At 69.9% G+C, this 19,056-nt stretch carries 19 protein-coding genes; 7 read left to right on the top strand and 12 right to left on the bottom strand.

The window, feature by feature from the left end; genetic code table 11:
• Positions 1-177: 177 nt before the first annotated feature.
• Genes M8I34_RS34600 through M8I34_RS34590 form a run of 3 tightly spaced genes read right to left on the bottom strand, consistent with a single transcriptional unit; the run spans position 178 to position 2,953 of the window.
• On the bottom strand, positions 178-747 hold the full coding sequence (locus M8I34_RS34600) for a hypothetical protein (protein ID WP_250056526.1): 570 nt from the start codon (positions 745-747) through the stop codon (positions 178-180).
• The gene (locus M8I34_RS34595; protein WP_250056524.1) at positions 744-2,240 is read right to left on the bottom strand and encodes a HAMP domain-containing sensor histidine kinase; all 1,497 of its coding nucleotides are present in this window, start codon (positions 2,238-2,240) and stop codon (positions 744-746) included. Before M8I34_RS34595 ends, M8I34_RS34600 begins: the two co-directional genes overlap by 4 nt.
• A complete protein-coding gene (locus M8I34_RS34590) occupies positions 2,237-2,953 on the bottom strand; it encodes a response regulator transcription factor (protein WP_250056522.1) in 717 nt (238 codons plus the stop codon). Before M8I34_RS34590 ends, M8I34_RS34595 begins: the two co-directional genes overlap by 4 nt.
• Positions 2,954-3,316: 363 nt before the next feature.
• Between M8I34_RS34590 and M8I34_RS34585 the strand changes: the two genes are divergently transcribed.
• Both M8I34_RS34585 and M8I34_RS34580 read left to right on the top strand, forming a co-directional pair.
• On the top strand, positions 3,317-3,823 hold the full coding sequence (locus M8I34_RS34585; RefSeq protein WP_250056519.1) for an SRPBCC family protein: 507 nt from the start codon (positions 3,317-3,319) through the stop codon (positions 3,821-3,823).
• 183 nt (positions 3,824-4,006) lie between these two features.
• On the top strand, positions 4,007-4,471 hold the full coding sequence (locus M8I34_RS34580; protein WP_250056517.1) for a VOC family protein: 465 nt from the start codon (positions 4,007-4,009) through the stop codon (positions 4,469-4,471).
• Positions 4,472-4,625: 154 nt separating this feature from the next.
• Here M8I34_RS34580 and M8I34_RS34575 read toward each other — a convergent pair whose 3' ends face one another.
• Positions 4,626-5,402 carry an SDR family oxidoreductase gene (locus tag M8I34_RS34575; protein ID WP_250056515.1) on the bottom strand — a complete coding sequence of 259 codons (777 nt, stop codon included), beginning with the start codon at positions 5,400-5,402 and terminating at the stop codon, positions 4,626-4,628.
• A 202-nt stretch (positions 5,403-5,604) separates the two neighbouring features.
• Here M8I34_RS34575 and M8I34_RS34570 point away from each other — a divergent pair, with 202 nt between their 5' ends.
• Positions 5,605-6,495 carry a helix-turn-helix transcriptional regulator gene (locus tag M8I34_RS34570; RefSeq protein ID WP_250056513.1) on the top strand — a complete coding sequence of 297 codons (891 nt, stop codon included), beginning with the start codon at positions 5,605-5,607 and terminating at the stop codon, positions 6,493-6,495.
• 80 nt (positions 6,496-6,575) lie between these two features.
• On the opposite strand, the gene M8I34_RS34565 is transcribed toward M8I34_RS34570, so the two are convergent.
• From M8I34_RS34565 to M8I34_RS34540, 6 genes are all read right to left on the bottom strand, one after another.
• Positions 6,576-6,731 (bottom strand): hypothetical protein, encoded by a 156-nt coding sequence (locus M8I34_RS34565; RefSeq protein WP_250056511.1) that lies wholly within the window; start codon positions 6,729-6,731, stop codon positions 6,576-6,578.
• Positions 6,732-6,829: 98 nt separating this feature from the next.
• The gene (locus tag M8I34_RS34560) at positions 6,830-7,885 is read right to left on the bottom strand and encodes a YncE family protein (protein ID WP_250056509.1); all 1,056 of its coding nucleotides are present in this window, start codon (positions 7,883-7,885) and stop codon (positions 6,830-6,832) included.
• Between the two features lie 352 nt (positions 7,886-8,237).
• Entirely contained in the window at positions 8,238-9,134 is an 897-nt protein-coding gene (locus M8I34_RS34555; RefSeq protein WP_250056508.1) for an SDR family oxidoreductase, read from the bottom strand.
• Between the two features lie 404 nt (positions 9,135-9,538).
• Positions 9,539-11,383: a gamma-glutamyltransferase gene (gene ggt / locus M8I34_RS34550; RefSeq protein WP_250056506.1), complete on the bottom strand. Its 1,845-nt coding sequence runs from the start codon at positions 11,381-11,383 to the stop codon at positions 9,539-9,541.
• A 398-nt stretch (positions 11,384-11,781) separates the two neighbouring features.
• Positions 11,782-12,204 carry a TIGR03668 family PPOX class F420-dependent oxidoreductase gene (locus tag M8I34_RS34545; protein ID WP_250056590.1) on the bottom strand — a complete coding sequence of 141 codons (423 nt, stop codon included), beginning with the start codon at positions 12,202-12,204 and terminating at the stop codon, positions 11,782-11,784.
• Positions 12,205-12,229: 25 nt separating this feature from the next.
• A complete protein-coding gene (locus tag M8I34_RS34540; protein WP_250056504.1) occupies positions 12,230-13,054 on the bottom strand; it encodes an LLM class F420-dependent oxidoreductase in 825 nt (274 codons plus the stop codon).
• 487 nt (positions 13,055-13,541) lie between these two features.
• Between M8I34_RS34540 and M8I34_RS34535 the strand changes: the two genes are divergently transcribed.
• From M8I34_RS34535 to M8I34_RS34525, 3 genes are all read left to right on the top strand, one after another.
• On the top strand, positions 13,542-14,492 hold the full coding sequence (locus M8I34_RS34535; RefSeq protein WP_250056501.1) for an SDR family NAD(P)-dependent oxidoreductase: 951 nt from the start codon (positions 13,542-13,544) through the stop codon (positions 14,490-14,492).
• A gap of 347 nt (positions 14,493-14,839) precedes the next feature.
• The gene (locus tag M8I34_RS34530) at positions 14,840-15,625 is read left to right on the top strand and encodes a glutamate racemase (RefSeq protein ID WP_250056588.1); all 786 of its coding nucleotides are present in this window, start codon (positions 14,840-14,842) and stop codon (positions 15,623-15,625) included.
• Between the two features lie 270 nt (positions 15,626-15,895).
• On the top strand, positions 15,896-16,384 hold the full coding sequence (locus M8I34_RS34525) for a hypothetical protein (RefSeq protein WP_250056499.1): 489 nt from the start codon (positions 15,896-15,898) through the stop codon (positions 16,382-16,384).
• Positions 16,385-16,706: 322 nt separating this feature from the next.
• Here the strand turns inward: M8I34_RS34525 and M8I34_RS34520 are convergent, their stop codons facing one another.
• A complete protein-coding gene (locus M8I34_RS34520) occupies positions 16,707-17,186 on the bottom strand; it encodes a lamin tail domain-containing protein (protein WP_250056497.1) in 480 nt (159 codons plus the stop codon).
• 374 nt (positions 17,187-17,560) lie between these two features.
• On the opposite strand from M8I34_RS34520, the gene M8I34_RS34515 reads away from it, so the two are divergent.
• Complete coding sequence (locus M8I34_RS34515; RefSeq protein ID WP_250056495.1) at positions 17,561-18,004, top strand: hypothetical protein; 444 nt, start codon at positions 17,561-17,563, stop codon at positions 18,002-18,004.
• 777 nt (positions 18,005-18,781) lie between these two features.
• On the opposite strand, the gene M8I34_RS34505 is transcribed toward M8I34_RS34515, so the two are convergent.
• Positions 18,782-19,056, bottom strand: a 275-nt coding sequence (locus M8I34_RS34505) for a VOC family protein (protein ID WP_250056493.1), incomplete at its 5' end; no start/stop codon positions are given.

Here is a 19,056-nt window from a genome sequence, read left to right as displayed (position 1 = left end):
CCCTTCATCACACACCGGGAGAATCGCTGTCACGCGGCGGTAGCAGCCGGGTCATGTGCCGTGCCGGCCGGCAGGCGTCTGAGAGCCGTCGGGCGCCTGTGGCCGACGGGCTCCTACGGCCACCGGAGCTTGCAACCGCCGAGCACTCGGTCTGCCGGAGCGTGGGTACTGCTCGCGTCACGGGTGCTTCGCCGCGGCCGGGTACGCGTTCCCGACGGAGTCGCAGCGCACATCCCAGGTGTCGTCGATCTGACTGCCACTCTGCCTGTCGGTCCGACCCTCGTGGACGCGCACCAGAACTTTGGTCTGATCCCGGTCGCGGGCTTTCGCCGCGGTGCAGACCAGCTGGCTGACGGCCGCATGATCCAGGCGTTCCACGGTGGTGGGCAACCGCAGGTCCACGACGCCGTTCCGGCCGGCTTCGGCGGTGACCCGCCCCTTCATGGCCGGCACCAAGGTGGTCAGACCGCGCTTGCGCTCCGCCTGCGAGGGGCCCTTCAGGAGCAGATCGATGGCTTCCTGGGGGCTGATCGACGAAGTGGAAGTGCGTGCCGCGTAGCGCAGACCGGTCGGGCCGACGAAGAGCAGCCGCGCGTCGTGTGCGCGTGCCCCCGGCTGGAGTGCGCCGCTTGCGGGCGCACCGGCAGTCGTGGGGGCGGTCGGTGAGATACCGCAGCCGGCCAGCAGCAGTGCGGGCAAAAACATCAGGAGCCGGCCGGGACGCGGGCCGGGCGCAGGGCGTTTCACGTGTGCTCCGCTGAGGGTGACGGGGGTTCTCGGAATGAGCCGCGGCAGGGGCCCATCGGCAATGTCACCGTGAACACCGCTCCGCCGTCAGATGAGTTGGCCGCCGTCAAAGTGCCCTGGTGCAACCGTACGTTTTCCAAGGTGATGGCCAGTCCCAGCCCGCTGCCCTCGGAGCGGGCGCGCGCCGCGTCGGCTTTGTAGAAGCGGTCGAAGACATGCGGCAGTACGTCCTCGGCAATGCCGGGTCCCTGGTCGGAGACCTCGATGACCAGTTGTTCGCCGCCGCCCGCCGTACGTGTGCGTACCCGAACCGGGGCGTCACCGTGCCGGAGGGCGTTGGCCACCAGGTTGGCGACGACCACGTCGATGCGCCGCGGGTCGAGGCGGGCTCGCAGCCCGTCCGGTACGTCGGCCACCACTTCGTCGGTCGTCCAGGCGCGCAGCTGGAGTGTTTTGCCGATGGCTTCGCCGAGATCGACCTCGTCGAGGTGGAGGGCGGCCGCGCCCGCGTCGAAGCGGGAGATTTCCATCAAGTCCGCTACCACGCGGGTGAGTTTGCGGGTTTCGTCGCTGATCAGCTGCACGGCTTCGGCGGTTTCCGCGTCGAGCCGGCCGGAGACGGCGTCCTCGTCGAGGACTTCGGTGACGGCGCTCATCGCGGCGAGCGGGGTGCGCAGTTCGTGAGAGACGTCGGCGGCGAAGCGGCGCGCACCTGCTTCCAGGCGCCGCAGTTCGCCGTGGTCCCGTTCCAGGGCGGCGGCCATGGTGTTGAACGTCCGGCTGAGGTCGCCGAGTTCGTCGTGCCCGGTGGCGTCCAGGCGGGTGTCCAGTGCCCCGTGGGTGATGCGTTCGGCGGCGGTGCGCAGTTGCCGTACCGGTTTGAGTCCCCGGCGGGCGGCCAGCAAGGCCGGGACGAGGGCCAGGGCGAGGGCCAGGGCGGCACCGGCCTGCGCGGCGGTGACCAGGGCGGCGATGTCCTTTTGCTCGGCGTTCAGGGAGAACGCCGCGTAGACGGTAAGGCCGGAAGGCTTGCCGCCGGGGCTGAAGAGGACCGGCACACCGATGGCCAGCCATGGCTCGCCCTGGTGGTCATAGCGCTGGTAGACGGCCTTCCCCCGCGCGGCGACGGCGCTGCGCAGCGCAGCGGGAACGTCGGACGCCTTCGGGCTTCCCGCCACCGGCTTGCCGTCCAGGTAGGCGGCCTGGGAATGCCAGTTGCGGGCCGCTCCCGCGCGGTCGAGCTGGAGGGTGAGGTTGCGCAGGTCCTGCGCGGTGGGTGGGAAGGGCACGTCCGGGGCAAGGGACTCGGCCTGGGCTCGGAGATCGCGGGTGGCGGAGTCCTGGGTCCGCTCCAGAGTGCCGCTCTGCGCCTGGTGGAAGGTGAGCGCGGCGGTGATCAGGGCGCTGAGGGCGGAGACGAAGAGAAAGGCGACGACCAGGCGGGCCCGCAGCCCCCCGAGAAGGCCCGGCCGGCGGCGCCCAGGAGGTCTCACAGCGGGCCGAACCGGTAGCCGAAGCCACGGACCGTCTGGACGTACACGGGGCTGCGCGGAGTGTCCTCGATCTTGGCGCGCAGCCGCATCACACAGGCGTCCACGAGGCGGGCGTCGCCGTAGAAGCTGTGCTCCCAGACCTGCTCGAGCAGCTGCTGGCGGCTGAAGACCCGGCCGGGGGCCGAGCTGAGGAACAGCAGGAGCTTGAGCTCGGACGGGGCGAAGACGAGCTCGGTGCCGTTCTTGAAGACCAGCAGTCCGCCGCGGTCCATGGTGAGAGCGCCGTGCGTCTCATACTGCGCCGCGGGGCCCGCACCGTCTGCCGGGGTGTCCGCCTGCGCCTGCTGGGAGGGCGCCACACGGCGCAGCACAGCCCGCATCCGGGCCTCCAGCACCTCGCCGCTGGCCGGTTTGACGACGTAGTCATCCGCTCCGGCCTCCAGGCCGACCACCATGTCGATGTCGTCACCGCGCGCGGAGAGGATGATGATCGGGATCTGCCGGGCCTCCCGGATACGGCGGCACACTTCGAGTCCGCTCATGCCCGGCAGCATCAGATCGAGCAGGACCAGCTCGGGCCGGTACCGTTCGAGCGCGAGCAGCCCGGTCTCCCCGCTCGCAGCAACCTCGATGTCGTGGCCGCGCCGACGAAGCGCGAGGGTGACCCCCTTCTGCACCGCGGGATCGTCCTCGATCAGCAGAATTCTTGTCATGGCGTGCTTGTCATCTCCGGCCGGCGAGCTGAGCGAAAGAATCGGGCATGAACCACCTCAAAGGGCATGTTCGAGTCGCTCATGGCCATATTGACCGGACCGTGTGACGTGAGGTTCCCCGTTCAGTGACGATTCGATGACGGTGCAGCTTGCCCGGCCCGGACAGGATCCGGCCGGTGGGCGGGTGGGACCGTGGAGCGTCGCCCCCGGACGGACGGGGGCCACCGGCGGCAGGATTCGCAGGTGGATGCGGGAGGTGGATGCGCAGGTGGATGGATTCGGCAGGTGATCGACAAGCCCGGCCCGCGACCGGAGCAACGATCCGGTGATCGGAAGACGATGCCCGGTGGCTACGCTGAGCTCATGCCGAACTTCGAGGTCGTGACACCCGTGGCAGCGCCCCCGGACCAGGTGTTCGCGGTGTGCCTGGATGTGCAGGCGCACACCCGCTCGATGGCCTCTTCCTCGGAGCGAGCAGTCGACGGCAGGACCCGGGGCGAGCTGTCGCTCGGTGACACCGTGACGTTCCAGGCTCGCCATTTCGGCCTGACCTGGCGACTCAAGGCCCGCATCACCTCGTACGACCGGCCCCGCCGCTTCGTGGACGAGCAGGAGTCCGGGCCCTTCAAGCGATGGCATCACGCCCACCACTTCGAGCCGGACGGCGCCGGCGGCACCGTGATGAGAGACGTCATCGACTTCGCTTCACCGCTGGGGCCCCTCGGGCGCGCCGTCGACCGCATCCTCCTCAGCCGGTACATGCCCCACCTCATCAGAAGCCGCAACGCCTACCTGGCCGGCACGTTCGGAGGTCGACGAGCGGGAACGGGAGCGGGAGCGGGAGCGGCTGACGACGAAGCCGGATCGTGAGCCGGACCTGGTCGCAGACCGAGCACACCACAAGGGCACGTAGGTACTGAAGTCCGTGCGACAGCCAACCGGCACCTCGCCCGGGGCTCGCCGACCGCACTCGATCACTGAACACCTCTGAACCACTCGACCGCGTGCGAGCGGCGCCCCCGGTGTCAGTGCCGTGGGCTATAAGTGGTGAACATGACCTCAACGCCTCTGCACTGGAAACTCGTCGTCGACTCCCACGACCCGCACGCCCAAGCCGACTTCTGGGGGGCCGCACTCCGCTACGAGATCGAGGACCACAGTGCCCTCATCGGCAAGCTCCTCGACCTCGGCACCATCCCGCCCGAGATCCTCATCGATCACCACGACCGCCGCGCCTGGCGGGACGCAGCAGCGGTACGCCACCCCGACGACCCGTACGACGCGGAGAGCGGCACGGGGCTGGGACGCCGGCTGCTCTTCAATCGCGTCCCGTCGGCGGAGAAGAAGGCGACCAAGAATCGCCTGCACATCGACCTGCACGGCCCCGCCGGCGGGCGGGACACAGAGGTTGAGCGCCTCCGCGCCCTCGGCGCCCGGGTCCAGAGCCACGTCAAGGAACCGGGCGGCGAGTGGGTGGTCATGACGGACCCGGAGGGCAACGAGTTCTGCGTGCACTAGGGCAGGGGCCGTACTCGCCCATCGGCGAGTACGGCTCGATGAGGTTCCACTGGTCATCGCTGAGCCGTCGGCGCGTCACACCGGCGCTCTACGGCGATCCACCCTGGTGCGGCAGTGCAAATCGAATATTGATCACGCCTTCCCACGGGGCGTCCTAACTGGCCTGACCGGTCGGCATGATGGTGACCTGCTGTAGGTTGGCGCGCGGCGGCAGGCTCGCGAGGAAGCCGACGGTCCGCGCGATGTCCTGCGGCGTGAGCCACTCCATCGTCTCCTTGGAGCCTTCGAGCCACTGAAGCGCGCCCTCATCAGTGACGTGGCTCTGTAGTTCGGTGCCGACGATGCCGGGCTCGATCGCCGCCACGCGTACCTTCTTGGCACCCAGTTCGACCCGCAGGTGCCGGGACAGGTGGGTGACGTACGCCTTGGTCGCGGAGTAGACGGCGAAGTTCGGGAAGATGTTCTGCGCCGCGATCGACGAGGTGTTGATCAGGTCGGCCACACCGCGCTCGGCAGCTGCCTTCACCAGCTGCGGGGTGAACGCGGCGATGGTGTTCATCAGGCCGGTGACGTTGAGGCCGATCTGGCGCTGCCACTGGTCGGTGGCCAGCTCCTCCACCGGGGCGGGAAGCATGACGCCCGCGTTGTTGAAGAGCAGGTCGGCGCCGCCCAGTTCGGCCGCCACTCGGTCCGCGGCCGTCTGGAGCGCTGCCGTGTCGGTCACGTCGACGGCCAGAGCCAGCGCCCGGCCGCCGTGCTTCTTGACCCGGGCGACCAGCTCGTCGAGTCGCTCCGCGCGCCGGGCCAGGACGACGACGTGGGCGCCGAGCGCGGCCAGGTGCTCGGCGGACGCCTCACCGATGCCGCTGGAGGCGCCGGTGACGACCGCGACGCGGCCGGTGAGGGGAGGGACGGAAGACTGCGTGGCCATGGTGCACACCTTTCAAGGTGGTGGGTGAGGGGTTCGAAGCGATGACGGCCGTTTGCCGCCGCGCCCCTGATCCAGAACACCACCCACATCGCTCTCGCAGGCCGCCGAAGCGGGCCCTGCCCAGGCAGGTATCCGTGAGGCAGGTATCCGCAGGGCCACCCAGGCGCGGGCACGCCCTGCCCCGCACGACCACAATGGAGACATGGACCGCAGCCACGAGATCGCCGACTTCCTACGCATCCGGCGTGCCGGGCTCACCCCGGACAAGGCCGGCCTGCCCGACGACGGACGCACCCGCCGCGTCCCCGGGCTGCGCCGCGACGAGGTGGCCCGCCTCGCCGGGGTCAGTACCGAGTACTACACCCGCCTCGAGCAGGGCCGCGTCGGCAATCCCTCCCCCGAGGTCCTCGAAGCCCTCGCCCGCGCCCTGCACCTCGACGACTCAGAGCGCGAGCACCTCACCGACCTGCTGGCCCGCTCCACCGCACCGCGCCGTGGCCCGACCAGCCCCCAGCGCGTACGCGCCGGCCTGCACCTGATGTTGCAGACCCTCGGCCACGTGCCCGCCTTCATCCTCGGCCGCCGCACCGACGTCCTGGCCTCCAACCACCTCGCCCGCGAGGTCCTCACCGACTTCGACGCCCTGCCCGCGCCCCGCCGCAACTTGGCCCGCTACTACCTCCTGGACCCCGCCGCCCGCGAACGTGTCCTCGACTGGGACCGGATCGCCGCGGAAACCGTCGCCGTCCTCCGCCTGGAAGCCGGCCGCCACCCCCGCGACAAGCAGCTCGCCGACCTCGTCGGCGAACTCACCCTGAAGTCACCGGAGTTCTCCACCTGGTGGAACGACCACCGCGTGCTGCGCCGTACCCACGGCGCCAAGGGCTACCACCACCCCCTCGTCGGCGACCTGCACTTCTCCTACGAGTCCTTCCAGGTGCCCGGCGACAACGAGCAGACCCTGTGCGTCTACAACGTCGAACCGGGCTCCGAATCCGCTCGCTCCCTCCAGCTCCTCGTCAGCTGGACGACACCGCAACCGCCCGCATTCTCCCCGCCCGAGCCCACTGCTCCCCCCGCATCAACGTCGTAGTCGGGCAACGCGCAGACATGTCGCTCCAACTGCCCAGAGAAAGTTGCCCGCGACGTGCAGTCCGGCCAGGGAGATGGCCGCTACAGCATCCGGACGATCTCGTCGGCGAGAGCCGTCGGGGCGGTCACCGGCGTCATGTGGTCCGCCTGGGGGATGACGACGTGGCGGCCCCGTGGTGACTCCTGAGCCCGGTGCAGGTGCGAGGCGGTGGCCTGTTCGCGGACCTGGCGGGGCATACCGACGGAGGTGCGCCCGGCCGAGATCAGAGTGAGCGGAATGTCCCCGAGTTCCGGATCCGAAGCGTGCCAGCAGACCGAGCCGCGGTGGTGGGGTGTCAGTGCCCGAGGGGGAACCGGTGCAGGAGGTCCTGGCCCTCGGGGCCGGAACCCGACTTGACGGCCACGAACGCCGCGCCGTGAGCCACGTGGACGTGGTTGGTGTTGGCGCCGGTGGCCAGGCTGTCGACGACGGTGCCCTTGCGGGGGTCGACGACCGTGACGGTGGCCGTGGTGCGATTGGCGACCAGGACCCGGCCCGAACGCGGATCGGTGGCCACGGACTTCGCGCCCGCACCGGTCGGCACGGTCCTGGTGACGGCACCCTTACGAAGGTTGATCACTGAGACAGTGCCGGCCGCCTGGTCGGCGGAGTAGGCGGTGCGGCCGTCCTTGGACAGGGCGATCGAGAGAGGGCTGTCCCCGGTCGGGATCAGGCGCGGGCTCTTGGCGCGCGGGGCGATCTCGATGATCCGGTCGTTGGCGAAGTCGGTGGCGTAGGCGGTTCCGGTCCGTTCGTCGACCGCCATGCCGGCGGGGCTCGATCCCGCGAGCGTGACCCGCTTCTTCTCCGTGTAGGTGCGGGTGTCGAAGGCGATGACGCTGCCGTCGGCGAAGCTGCTGGCCCAGGCAAGGTTGTGCTTCTCGTCGACGACGACCTCGCGGGCATGGTTCACGCCGGGCAGGGTGGCCAGGCGCTTCCCGGTGCGCTGGCTGTAGACGCCCACGGAATTGTCGCGGGTGTTCGTCGTCCAGACGGTGTTGTGCTCGTCGTCGACGGCTATGCCGTACACGGCCTCGACGGCGCCGGTCTCCGGGTCGGTGACCGGCGGTCTGTACATCGCCTCGACCTTGAGGGTGTGCGGATCGAGCTTGACCAGGCTGGAGTTGGTGACCGGCGGTTCGCCCACGGAGGAGGTGGCCCAGAGCACGTGGTTCCGCTCGGAGTACACGGTCTGGTACAGGCCCTTGGCAACCGGCGCGGAACTGGCCACCGAGCCGCACGGGTTCCCTGAGTGCGCGGTCGCGGTTCCGGCCAGGGCGAGAGTACTGCCGGCGGCGAGGCTCACGGCGATCGCGGTAGTACGGCGCATGCGGTGGGCGAGTGCGGTCATATGGCGTCAATCTCCTTCACAGAGGCGCCCCACTGCGAGGCCATGAGCCATTAACTTAGCTTAGGCTTGCCTAAGATTTTACTGTCCGGCATGTGGTGGCCGCCATAACCGGGCCGCCCGTCGTACGGGACGCCACCGGGGCGGCGCGGGCGCAACGTCCGGCGCGCCCTGCGGTGGTGGCGGGGCGAGGGCCTTTGCGGGCGGGAGCGTGGAGAGGCTGGTGCAGGGGTGGGGCGTGGGCACGCCACAGACACCACGAGGCGCGGACGCGTTCGGTTAAGCCCCTGTAGTTCCCTGACGGCTGACGGCTTGACGGCTGACGGCTGACCGACGATCCGCACACCACGCCGTGTCAGGTGTCCCGGCGGGTGTGCGACGTGCCGGACACCTGGTCCGCGCGACCGCCGGCACCGAGGAGGCCCGTCTGTTCGAAGCCGGCCTCTTCGGCCAGCCGGGGCAACTCGCGCCGGGAGATCCAGGTGACCAGCGGTGGCAGCACGGGGCGGACCGGCTGTGCGAGGCGCAGCCATGAAGGCATGTAGACAGCGGAGGCACGGCGCTCGATCGCCGCGACCATACGTGCGGCGACCGTCTCGACGGGGTAGACACGTCTGGCCGGTGACGGCATGTGGGCGCGTAGCTCCCGGAGTACGCCGTACTGATCCGCGTCGCGGATCATGTCGGTATCGGTCCAGTTCAGGTAGGCGATGCCGACTCCGATCCCTTGGTGGGCGAGTTCGGCACGAAGGCACTGGGCGAAGGACTCCGCGCCGGCTTTGGAGGCGCAGTACGCGCTCATCATGGGCGCCGGCCCGAACGCGGCCGTAGAGGCGATTTGCAGGAAGTATCCGCGCGTGGCCAGCAGGCCGGGCAGGAAAGTCCGGGCGGTGATGGCGCTGCCGATGAGGTTCACCTCGATGACCCGCCGCCAGGTGGCCGGATCCGAGCTGCCGAAGGGGCCGCCCTCGGCCACACCGGCGTTGGCGACGACCACCGACGGCCGGCCGATGCGTTCGTGGATCTGCGCGGACACACGCTCCATCGCCTCGTCATGGGTGACGTCGACCTCGAAGCAGTGCGTTTCGACGGGCAGCGAGTCCGCCACCCGCGCGAGCGCTTCCTCCTCCCGCCCCAGGAGGATGACCCGCGCACCGCGGCGCGCAAGTTCCCGCACCATGCCCGCGCCGAGACCACGCGCGGCGCCCGTCACGACCGCGAGACGGCCCGTCAGAGGAGTCTTGTTCCGCACGTCATGCTCCGAGGCAGGAGGGATGGCGGGAAGGCCGGAGATTGCCTGCCGTGGGAAGGCCGGAGGTTGCCTGCCGTCGGCCCGCTCCAGAGCAGGGGAGACATGTGATCACCATAGGCACGGCCCGGCGTGGGCGGGCGGCATGGCAGGCAGATGGCTTACGTCCTCCCGTCCGGCATCCGGATGACGGGACGCTCGGGCAGTCAGGTACCGGCACCGGCATGCGCGGCGTGCGCGGCGTGCGCCGTTGGAGTGGTGCGGGGGTGTCGGTCCGCCAGTAGTGGCGCCGACGCCGACCGGACTGCCTCCCCCGTACCGCGACGCATTCCGGAAACCGACGCGGTCCCCTCCGGGTGATGCCCGGAGGGGACCGCTCGGAGAGGACCGCTCGCAGGGAACCGGCTTCAGCGGGATTCGTTGAGCACCATGGCCGAACCGCCGCCACGGCGCCTGGGTTCGGCCACCGCCGTGACCTTGCCGTGTGTCAGGAACTCCAGGGCGGCCACCGCCCCGATCTCCGGGGACGGAGTGAAGGCCTTCGGGGCCAGGACGAACCGGTGGCCCATGCCTTCCAGCGTCTTGCGTTCGGAAGAGCTGAGGAACGCCGGTTCGGCTTCGGTCGCCGTCTGGTTCCGCTGCGAGAGGCGCGGTGCGGCGACTGCCGCCGGCAGCGACATGCCGAGGTCCAGACGGTTGACCAGAGTCTGCAACACCGTCGTGATGATCGTGGCACCGCCCGGCGAACCGACAGCGATCATCGGCTTGCCGTCCCGCAGGACGATCGTCGGCGACATGCTGCTGCGCGGACGCTTGCCGGGCCCCGGGAGGTTCGGATCCGGCGTCCCCTTGGTGAGCGGAGCGAAGTCGAAGTCGGTGAGTTCGTTGTTGAGGAGGAATCCGCGGCCGGGGACGGTGATGGCCGAGCCACCGGTCTGCTCGATCGTCAGGGTGTAGGAGACGACGTTGCCCCAGCGGTCCGAGGCCACCAGATGTGTGGTCGAGGGCCCTTCGTGCGGTTGCTTGTTGCCGGTCTTCCGGTCACAGCCCGAGCCCGGGTGGCGCGGGTCGGCGGGGGCCAGCGGGCTGGTCAGCGCCTTGTCGGAACGGATCAGGCAGGCCCGGTCCTTGGCGAACTCCTTGGAGAGCAGCTGCTTGGTGGGCACATCCGAGAATGCCGGGTCGCCCACCCAGCGGTTGCGGTCGGCGAAGGAGATCCGGCTGGCCTCCAGGTAGTGGTGAAGGGCCTGGCTCTTGTCGGCCTTCGAGAGACGGAAGTTGTCCAGGATGTTCAGCGCCTCGCCCACCGTGGTGCCGCCGGCCGAGGACGGACCCATGGAGTAGACATCCAGTCCGTGGTACTTGGTACGGGTCGGTTCCCTGCGTTCGACCTGGTAGTCGGCGAGGTCGGCCGTCTTCATGAGACCGGGGCGGGCCTTGTGCCGTGAGTCGGGAGCCATCGGCGGCTTCTGGACGGTCCGCACCACATCGCGTCCGACGGCACCGCGGTAGAGGGCGTCGACGCCCTCACGGGCGAGCTGCCGATAGGTCCGGGCGAGATCGGGGTTGCGGAAGCGCGAGCCGACCACCGGGAGCTTGCCCTGGGGCAGGAACAGGTCGGTGGTGGACTTGAAGTCGCGGAACCGCTTCTCGTTCATGGCCGTCTGGGCCCGGAACTCGTCGTTGACCACGAAGCCGTCGTCGGCGATCCGGGTGGCCGGGCGCAGGGCCTTCGCCAGGGAGATCGTGCCCCAGTCCTTGAGGGCCTTGTTCCACGTCGCCGGGGTGCCGGGCACACCGACCGACAGGCCCGAGTTGATCACGTCCTCGGTGGGGAGGGGCTTGCCGGTCGAACGGTCGAGGAAGGAGTCCGAGCGCATGCTGCGCGGCGCGGTCTCCCGGCCGTCGAGGGTGCGCACCTTCTTGGCCTTGGCGTCGTAGAAGACCATGTAGCCGCCACCCCCCACGCCTGCGGAGTAGGGCTCGACCACGCCGAGCGCGGAGGCGGTTGCCACGGCCGCGTCCACCGCGTTGCCTCCCTTGCGCAGCACCTCGAGCCCCGCCCGGGAGGCGTACGGGTTGACGCTGGAGACCGCGCCGCCGCTGCCGGTGGCCACGGCCTTCTTGGCGGGCGGCTGCTCCTTGGCGTCGGTGGCCGACGCGGCGCCGTTGACCTGGCAGGAGGTGGTGAGCAGGGAAAGACTGAGCGCAGCCGCTGACACGGCGACGACAGCGGCACGACGGACAGCCATAGGGCCTCCACGATTTCACTGTGATGCGGGCGAGAGGAATTCCCGAAACCCTGGCATCGCTCGTACAGAGGATCAACGCTGAGCTGCAAGGTTTGCGCGAGATCTGAGGTTTCCCGCCAGTAACCCGTCCGCATGCCGGAGCCGAAGGCGGTTCCCCGGGCACAGCGGTGCCCTTGCCCGCCATGGCACCGCCCTCGGCGAACGGCCACGCTTCGCGGGGGGACATCAACTCCATCGGGCGCCCCGAAGACAACAGTCCCCGGCTGGACGGGGGAGACCAGCCGGGGACTACAAGGCGTGTGCCCCGCGCACCTCAGCCGAAACACAGAAGTTCCGTCGAGTTCGCGCCCCACGGCCAACTGGGTGCACGACGAGCCTGCACGCCACCTGGGTGGGCTTCAGGTGGCGTGCCAACCTGACCACCGAGCCACCGCGATTTCCACCACGGGCCCTTCCGGTGGGCGGTCCGCGTACTGCCGCGGGTACTTCCGCGCCAGCAGGCCCGCATACCGCGCCGACACGGCCGACCCCTCGGCCGGCGGCAGCACAGCGGCCGTGCCATCCGCCCGCGCCCACCACAAACGGTCCCAGTCCTCGTCGTAGTCGTCCACGAGCAGGCAGACCGCAGGATGGACGCGGATATTGGCCAGCCGTTTCAGATGGACCGACCGCTTCGGCTTGTGGTCCACGGCGAAGACCACGGTGTCACCGGTGAGGGCGAAGACCGCGGGGACCAGGTGGGGGCGGCCGGAGGCGTCCACGGTCGCGAGCCGGGCGATCCGGGCCCGCGCGAAGTGCTCCCGGGCCTGGCCGCTCATCATCCTCGGCACTGCGGCACCCGACGGCTCACCGGAAGCGCCGCGCGACGTCGGCGAGCTCGTCCAGGTACGGCAGCGTCTCAGCCGCCGGCATCGTCGGCAGGTAGAACAGCAGCCGCTCGACATCGAGCTGTGTGTACTGCTCGATGATCCCGGGGTCCTTGTCCACCGCGTAGACCGTCACCGGCACGTCCCGGCCCGCGATGCTCCTCATCCGGTCGATCTTCGGTCCCAGTTCCCGGGGCGGCAGGCTATTGGCCAGCCAGGCGTCGCCGAAGGCAGCCACCCGCTCGAAGGCGGCCTCTCCGCCACCGACGTAGAGGGGAGGGTGCGGGCGCTGAACCGGCTTCGGCCAGGAGTAGACGGGATCGAAGTCGACGAACTCCCCGTGGAATTCGGCCTTCTCCTTGGCCCACAGCTCGCGCATGGCCTGGAGCCGCTCGTCGACGAGACGGCCTCTGGTGCGCGGATCGGTCCCGTGGTTCTCCATCTCCTCCCTGTTCCAGCCGACGCCGATCCCGAAGACGGCTCGGCCACCGGAGACCAGGTCCAGGGAGGCCACCTCCTTGGCCGTGATGATCGGGTCCCGCTGGGCCACCAGCGCGATGCCGGTGCCCAGCAGGATCCGCTCGGTCACCGCGGCGGCCGCGCTGAGCGCGACGAACGGGTCGAGGGTGCGGTAGTAGATCTCCGGCAGCTCACCGCCGGCCGGGTACGGCGAGCGGCGGTCCACCGGGATGTGGGTGTGCTCGGCGATGAACAAGGAGTCGAGCCCTCGCTCCTCGACAGCGCGCCCGAGGGCGGCGGGCGCGATGCCCTGGTCGGTGATGAAGGTGGACACACCAAACTTCACAGCGGCTCCCTCGGATTCCAGATGCTCGGACATGCACGGTTCACGAATACGCGAGCCCGAAAGCCCGCGGTTCCTAGGGGGTACCCCGATCGTCTCCGGCACAACAAACCGTGCAGCCGACCGAGCGACCACCGGGCGGACCGGTGAGCGTTCCGAGCGAGCGCCGTACGCAGATGACGCCGGGCCGGGCGCGCATCGTCCGATGCGCGTGAGCGATGCCAGGGGGCGGCACGCGACCGGCTCCGCTCGGCTCGCAGGTGTCGGTCGGCTGTCGGTGGCGGACATCGATCTGTCGGCGGGGTGTCGGTGGCCGCCGGGACCGTGAGACCTGGGCGGCATCGGTAACGAAGGAGAACCCAAGGGGACCAAGGGGAACTCAAGGGGGACTCAAGGGGGACCGAGGGGTCCCCCTGACCGCCGCCAGATCACTCCGATGCATCCCCCCACAGAACGCGCCCACAGATCACTCCGAGCACAAGGAACTGCAATGACCTCCGTACTCAAGACCCAGCCGTGGGACGTGCACCGGCTGCCGCGCGCCGAAGGCAAGAGCTTCCTGGTCACCGGAGGCAACGCGGGCGTGGGGTATTTCGTCGCCGAGCAGCTCGCCGGCACCGGAGCCACGGTCGTTCTCAGCAGCCGCAACGCGGCGAAGGCCGAAGCCGCGATCGCTTCCATCAGTGCCCGCGCCCCTGGTGCCGAGCTGCGGCATCTGCATCTCGACCTGGCCGATCTGGCCTCGCTCAAGACGTCCGTGGACGCGCTCGGGCTGGACCGCCTCGACGCGGTCGTCCACAACGCCGGCGTGGCGCTCGACCATCCACCGCGCCGGAAAACCAACGACGGCCACGAGCTGATGTTCGCCACCAACCACCTCGGTCACTTCGCACTGACCAGCTGGCTCGCCCCGCTGCTCATGGCCGCACCGGGAAGCCGGATCATCACGACGGGCAGCTTCGCGGCCAAGTCCGAACGCATGGACCTCGACGACCTCCAGAGCACACACGACTACCGGCCCAAGCGCACCTACGGGCGGTCGAAGCTGGCCCAGATGCTCTTCGGCTTCGAACTCGACCGCCGCCTGCGCGCCGCGGGCAGTACGACGCTGAGTGTGGTCGTCCATCCCGGCGGCGCGCTCGACTCCCTCACCCCCTCGCGCCCGCCGGTTCATGTCCGGACCACCGGCGAGCGACTGCGCGGCCTACCACTGGGCGCTCTCGTCCAGGGCAAGGAAGCAGGCGCGTGGCCCGCCGTCCGGGCCGTGCTCGACCCGGACGTACGCGGTGGCCAGATGTGGGGACCCCGGGTGTTCGGGCTACGCGGGAGGCCCAGGCCCGAACCCGCCTGGGACCACCTGACCGACGCCACGACCGCGGCACACCTATGGGCCGCCAGCTGCGACCTGACCGGCACCGATCCGACGTTCGGTCCCACGTAGCAGAGTTCGCCCGCGGCCCGCCTCCACGAGGCCGGTTCCCGTCGATCGGCCGCCTTGAGCACGGCAGTTGACCGCACTGACCGCAACTGACCACATTGACCAACGGATGTGCTCACAGGCCGGCACGGCGTCGACTCGGCCACACCACTGCCACACCACTCTCCCAGAATTGGCCATGCAGTCGGATCCGATCACCGTTGCAGACTCGGCGCCAGTGCCATGGAGGCACGAACACACCGGAGGCGACTGACATGGCGCAGGAGATTGTGGATCGCTACGACCACGCACATAAGCACCGTCACGAGGAGCGCACCGCAGTTGCTCCGGCACCGGTCCATGGTGGCCGGGTGAAGATCGCGCTCATGGACGCCGGAGTGGGACTCCTCGCGGCGGCCGCCGCGGTACGCCGCCTGCGCCCCGACGCCGATCTCGTTCTCTCCTCGGACCCCGACGGCATGCCGTGGGGACCGCGCACCCCCGACGACATCACGGCGCATGCGCTCGCCACCGCCGAAGCGGCCGCCGCGCACCGCCCGGACGCGCTGATCGTGGCCTGCAACACCGCCTCCGTGCACGCCCTGCCCGCCCTGCGCGCCCGGCTGGAGCCGGACCTGCCGGTCATCGGCACGGTCCCGGCGATCAAGCCGGCCGCTTCGGGCGGCGGGCCCGTCGCCATCTGGGCCACCCCCGCCACCACCGGAAGCCCCTACCAGCGCGGCCTCATCGAGGAGTTCGCCCATGGCGTCGCGGTCACCGAGGTGCCGTGCCCCGGACTCTCCGACGCCGTCGAGAACGCGGACGAGGCAGCCATCGCCCACGCGGTCGTCGCCGCAGCGGAGCGCACCCCGAACGACGTAAGGGCCATCGTCCTGGGCTGCACGCACTACGAACTCGTCGCCGAGCGCATCCGCGCCGCCGTCCAACGTCCCCGCATGCCGCCGCTCGTCCTGCACGGCTCGGCCGGTGCGGTCGCCGCCCAAACGCTGCGCCGGATCGGCGAGCCGCCCGCACCCGGCGCACCCTCAGAGGGCACGGTGACCGTGCTCCTCAGCGGGCGTGCGGCGCCGCTTCCCGCGCCGGCCCTGGCATACGCCGAGGGCCGACTGCTACAAGCCGTCAGCCCCACACGCTGAAGTCGACTCAGGGCCGTACCAGGAATCAGCAGCGGGGACCGACAATGGCCCAGCCGCAGCGGTCGCCTTCCACTACGGCCTCGCCCCCTCCCTTCTCCAGGACGGAGCCGGGTCGGCGGCCGAGGGCATGGTGGCAGTGGGTGAGAAGATCAAGAGCTGGCAGCGACGGCCCGCGGAGAGCGCGGCGACGCGACCGGATCGACGAGCCCGCCATACCGCCTCCCTACCGGGCTTCAGGCGTCCGGCAGTTCACTGACGAAGGGAAGCAACATGCCTGTCGGCGACTTCGAGGAATGGCGCACCGAGCTGCTGGCGATGGGCCGGATCGTCCTGGCCGGCGAGGGCGGAGTCACGGAGGAGGAAGCCGTGCGCCGATTCCATCGCTATCTGGAACTCGCGGACATGGTCGACGGCTCGGAAGGACCGGCAGCCGTCCGGGCGCTGATCGCCTCGCTTCAGGTCGACCAGGACTACGGGGCCTACCAAGCCGGCTTCGGCGCCCTGGAGCGCTTCCCATCGATGGACCTGGCGCGGGGCGTGGCCTTGGCGGCGGCGGAAGTCGTCAGCATCCCGTCGGGGAACAGCGGCCAGGTCCTGCTGCTGCTCGCCGACAGCGATGCTGAGGCGGTGCGCGAGTTCAACGCAGCCACCAATCAGATGGAACCGTCCGTCAAGGACCAGCTGTCGGCGCTCATCGCGGAGCACGAGCGGGACGAATGGCTTGACGGCGAGCCTTGCGGCCGGCTGCGCGTCGGCTGAGCCCGCTGGCAGGGGACACGCTCTGTACGGTGGCGGGCTTGCCGAAGCCCGGCAGTTAGTCGACGCCCTCACCACGACCTTCGACGACTCACCGCCTGACGTGACGTCACAACGGGCCGGTCGGGCGGAGGCCGGGCGAACGGGCAGATCAGCAAAGACCAACGGACGGGCCGCCGGACGGGCCGACGGGCGACCGGGCGGACCGTCCGGAAACATGGCAGTGCGCCGCAGGCGCAGGAACCTGCGGCGCACCGTGTGGCCGGTGAGGCGGCCCTCAGATCTCCGTTCTCACCGGCCAGTTGTGGGTGTGATCAGCCTGGCCTCAGTGACCGTGGTGACCGTGGCGACCCCAGCTTTCGGAGTCGACGATCCGGCGGTGGTCGTTCCGCAGGTCCGCAGTGCCCCTGTGGTTGTCCCAGACGTAGTCGCGGCGGTCCTGGAAGACATCCCAGCGGTTGTCACGGCCGATGCCCGTGTGGACACGGACCTGGGAGTGGCCACCGAGGCGGACATTGCCGAAACGGTAGGTGTGGCCGGCGCGGTCCGACAGGCTCCAGCCGCGCAGGTTGACCGGCATCCGGCCGGTGTTCTTCACCGTCACATATTCGGCGTTCAGGCTGCGGTTGGAGCGGTCGTCCCGCCCGGGGCTGTCGTACTGGATCGCACCGAGTACCACCGCCGACCGGTGGTGCGGGGCCGGAGCACGCCCATGGCCGGCCGCGGCCGCCGGAAGGACTGCGGTGGCCGCCAGAGCCACCGAACCGAGGACGGCGGCGGCGATACGCGAAGTGTTTTGGAGCACGAAAACCCCCTGGATACGGCACCCATTACCAGGTGCCGGAAACCGGATACCCGGCCGGTTTGACCGGGCTCCCACACAGTGACGCCCGGTCACACCTTGGCGGAAGAAATCCGGTTTGGTGTTACAAAACACAGACATATGCACAACCACACCACGCCAGGCGCACACTCCCCCGCGCCCACCAGCACAAACGCGACACCCCATACACGCACCCAGATCCCCCAAGGGGTTACCGCCGGTGCACAGCTCGCGGCCGTCGGGCGGCGTCACCGGCTCCGGTGCCCGCGACGAGCTCGCGGCGCCTACGACATGACTGCGCCGGCGCCCCACAAAGCCGGTGGCATGGCGGACTCATCGCCCGTACGGTGCCTGCCATGACCACCAATCCGCCCATCGGACTCACGCGCCCCGTACGGGGAGTGAAGGTGCACTCCCGACAGACGCTCGGCGCCTGCGCCCCGACGTACGGGAGGGTGGAGCTGGACTTCGAGCCGCTGCCCGCGGGAGTCGACTCGTCCATCACGTTCGCCTGCACTGCCTCGCCCGAACGGGCGCCGGAGTACGAAGAGTCGCTCGCCGTTGGCGTGATGCGGGAACTGGCTGCCACGGACGCCGCCGAGGACCCCGAAGCCCGCCGAGGCGCCCCGGTGAAGGCGCGGGCGCGGGTCATCGTGCGCGCCATGTCCTGGCACTGGGTCGACACCTGCGAGATGGTGTTCGTCCGCCTGGGCGCCCTCGCCGTACGCGAGGCACTGTGCTGCGTGGCAGAGGACCGCGAACCGCACCTCGTCGAAACCCGGGTCAGCCTGTCCTCCTGACCCCGCTCTCGGCCCAACGCCCGCGCTGCGCTTGCCCCGCAGCCCCAGCGCAAAGCCGCCGGTCGTGCAACGCAGGCGCCCCTTACGGCCATCAGGGCAGTGGTGGGCATCTAGCGGCGGGCGAAGCTCTTGGCCGCTCCCGCGGTGGACTGGCCAAGAAGCTGAACTTGGCGGCGGAGGGGAAGTGCCGCCCGCTGTCGCTGATCATCACGCCAGGACAGCGGGCGGACTGCACCCGGGTCGAGGCGGTGATGATCAAGATTCGTGTCCCTCGGCTGGGCCTGGGGCGACCCCGCCGCACTCCCGTCGGCGTGGGCGCGGACAAGCCGTATCGCAACCGAAGAACCCGCGCCTTTCTGCGTCAGCGCGGAATCCGGCATGTGATCCCGGAGAGGCGGGACCGGGAGGCGCGGGCCGGTCGGCGCCGAGCGGCCGCCTGCGCCGACGTGCACGCGGCGGACGGCCCCCGGGTTTCGATAAAGAGCGGTAGAAGAAGCCCAACGCTGTCGAGCGGGCGATCAACAAACTCAAACAGTTCAGAGCCGTCGCCACCCGCTATGACTATGACAAGCGCGGATACGTCTTCCTGGGCACCGTCACCGCCGCCGCACCCCTTATCTGGCTGCGATCACGGCCGGAGCAACAGGCGCTGTCTGATCAGGTACGTCGACTGACTAGGACGCCCTGCAACCTCTCCAGGCACCGGCCAGGCAGCGCGAGTTCGCTGCGCCTGCCTGCCCGGATGCGCGATCGTCGTCATTGGTTTGCGGCTCGTGCTCAGACCAGGGTGGAGATGCAGAACGGGTGGCCTGCGGGATCCAGCAGGACCCGCCACCGGTCGGGGTCCGGCTGGAATTCGGGCTTGACGGCCCCCAGGGCGAGCAGCCGCGCTTGGGCGGCATCCAAGTCATCGACGCCCAGTTCGATATGGGCCTGCTTTTCCTGGGAAGGGTCCGGCCAGGTGGGACGCCGGTAGTCGGACAGCCGGTTGAATCCCAGTCCCGCCGCGCCCTCCTGGCCGAGCAGGACAAAGTGGTCAGTGGAGAAGACGA

The organism is Streptomyces sp. MCA2 (assembly GCF_023544705.1).
GTDB lineage: Bacteria > Actinomycetota > Actinomycetes > Streptomycetales > Streptomycetaceae > Streptomyces > Streptomyces decoyicus.
Note: the sequence above shows the minus strand (reverse complement) of the source record. Positions and strands in the feature narration are given on the sequence as shown.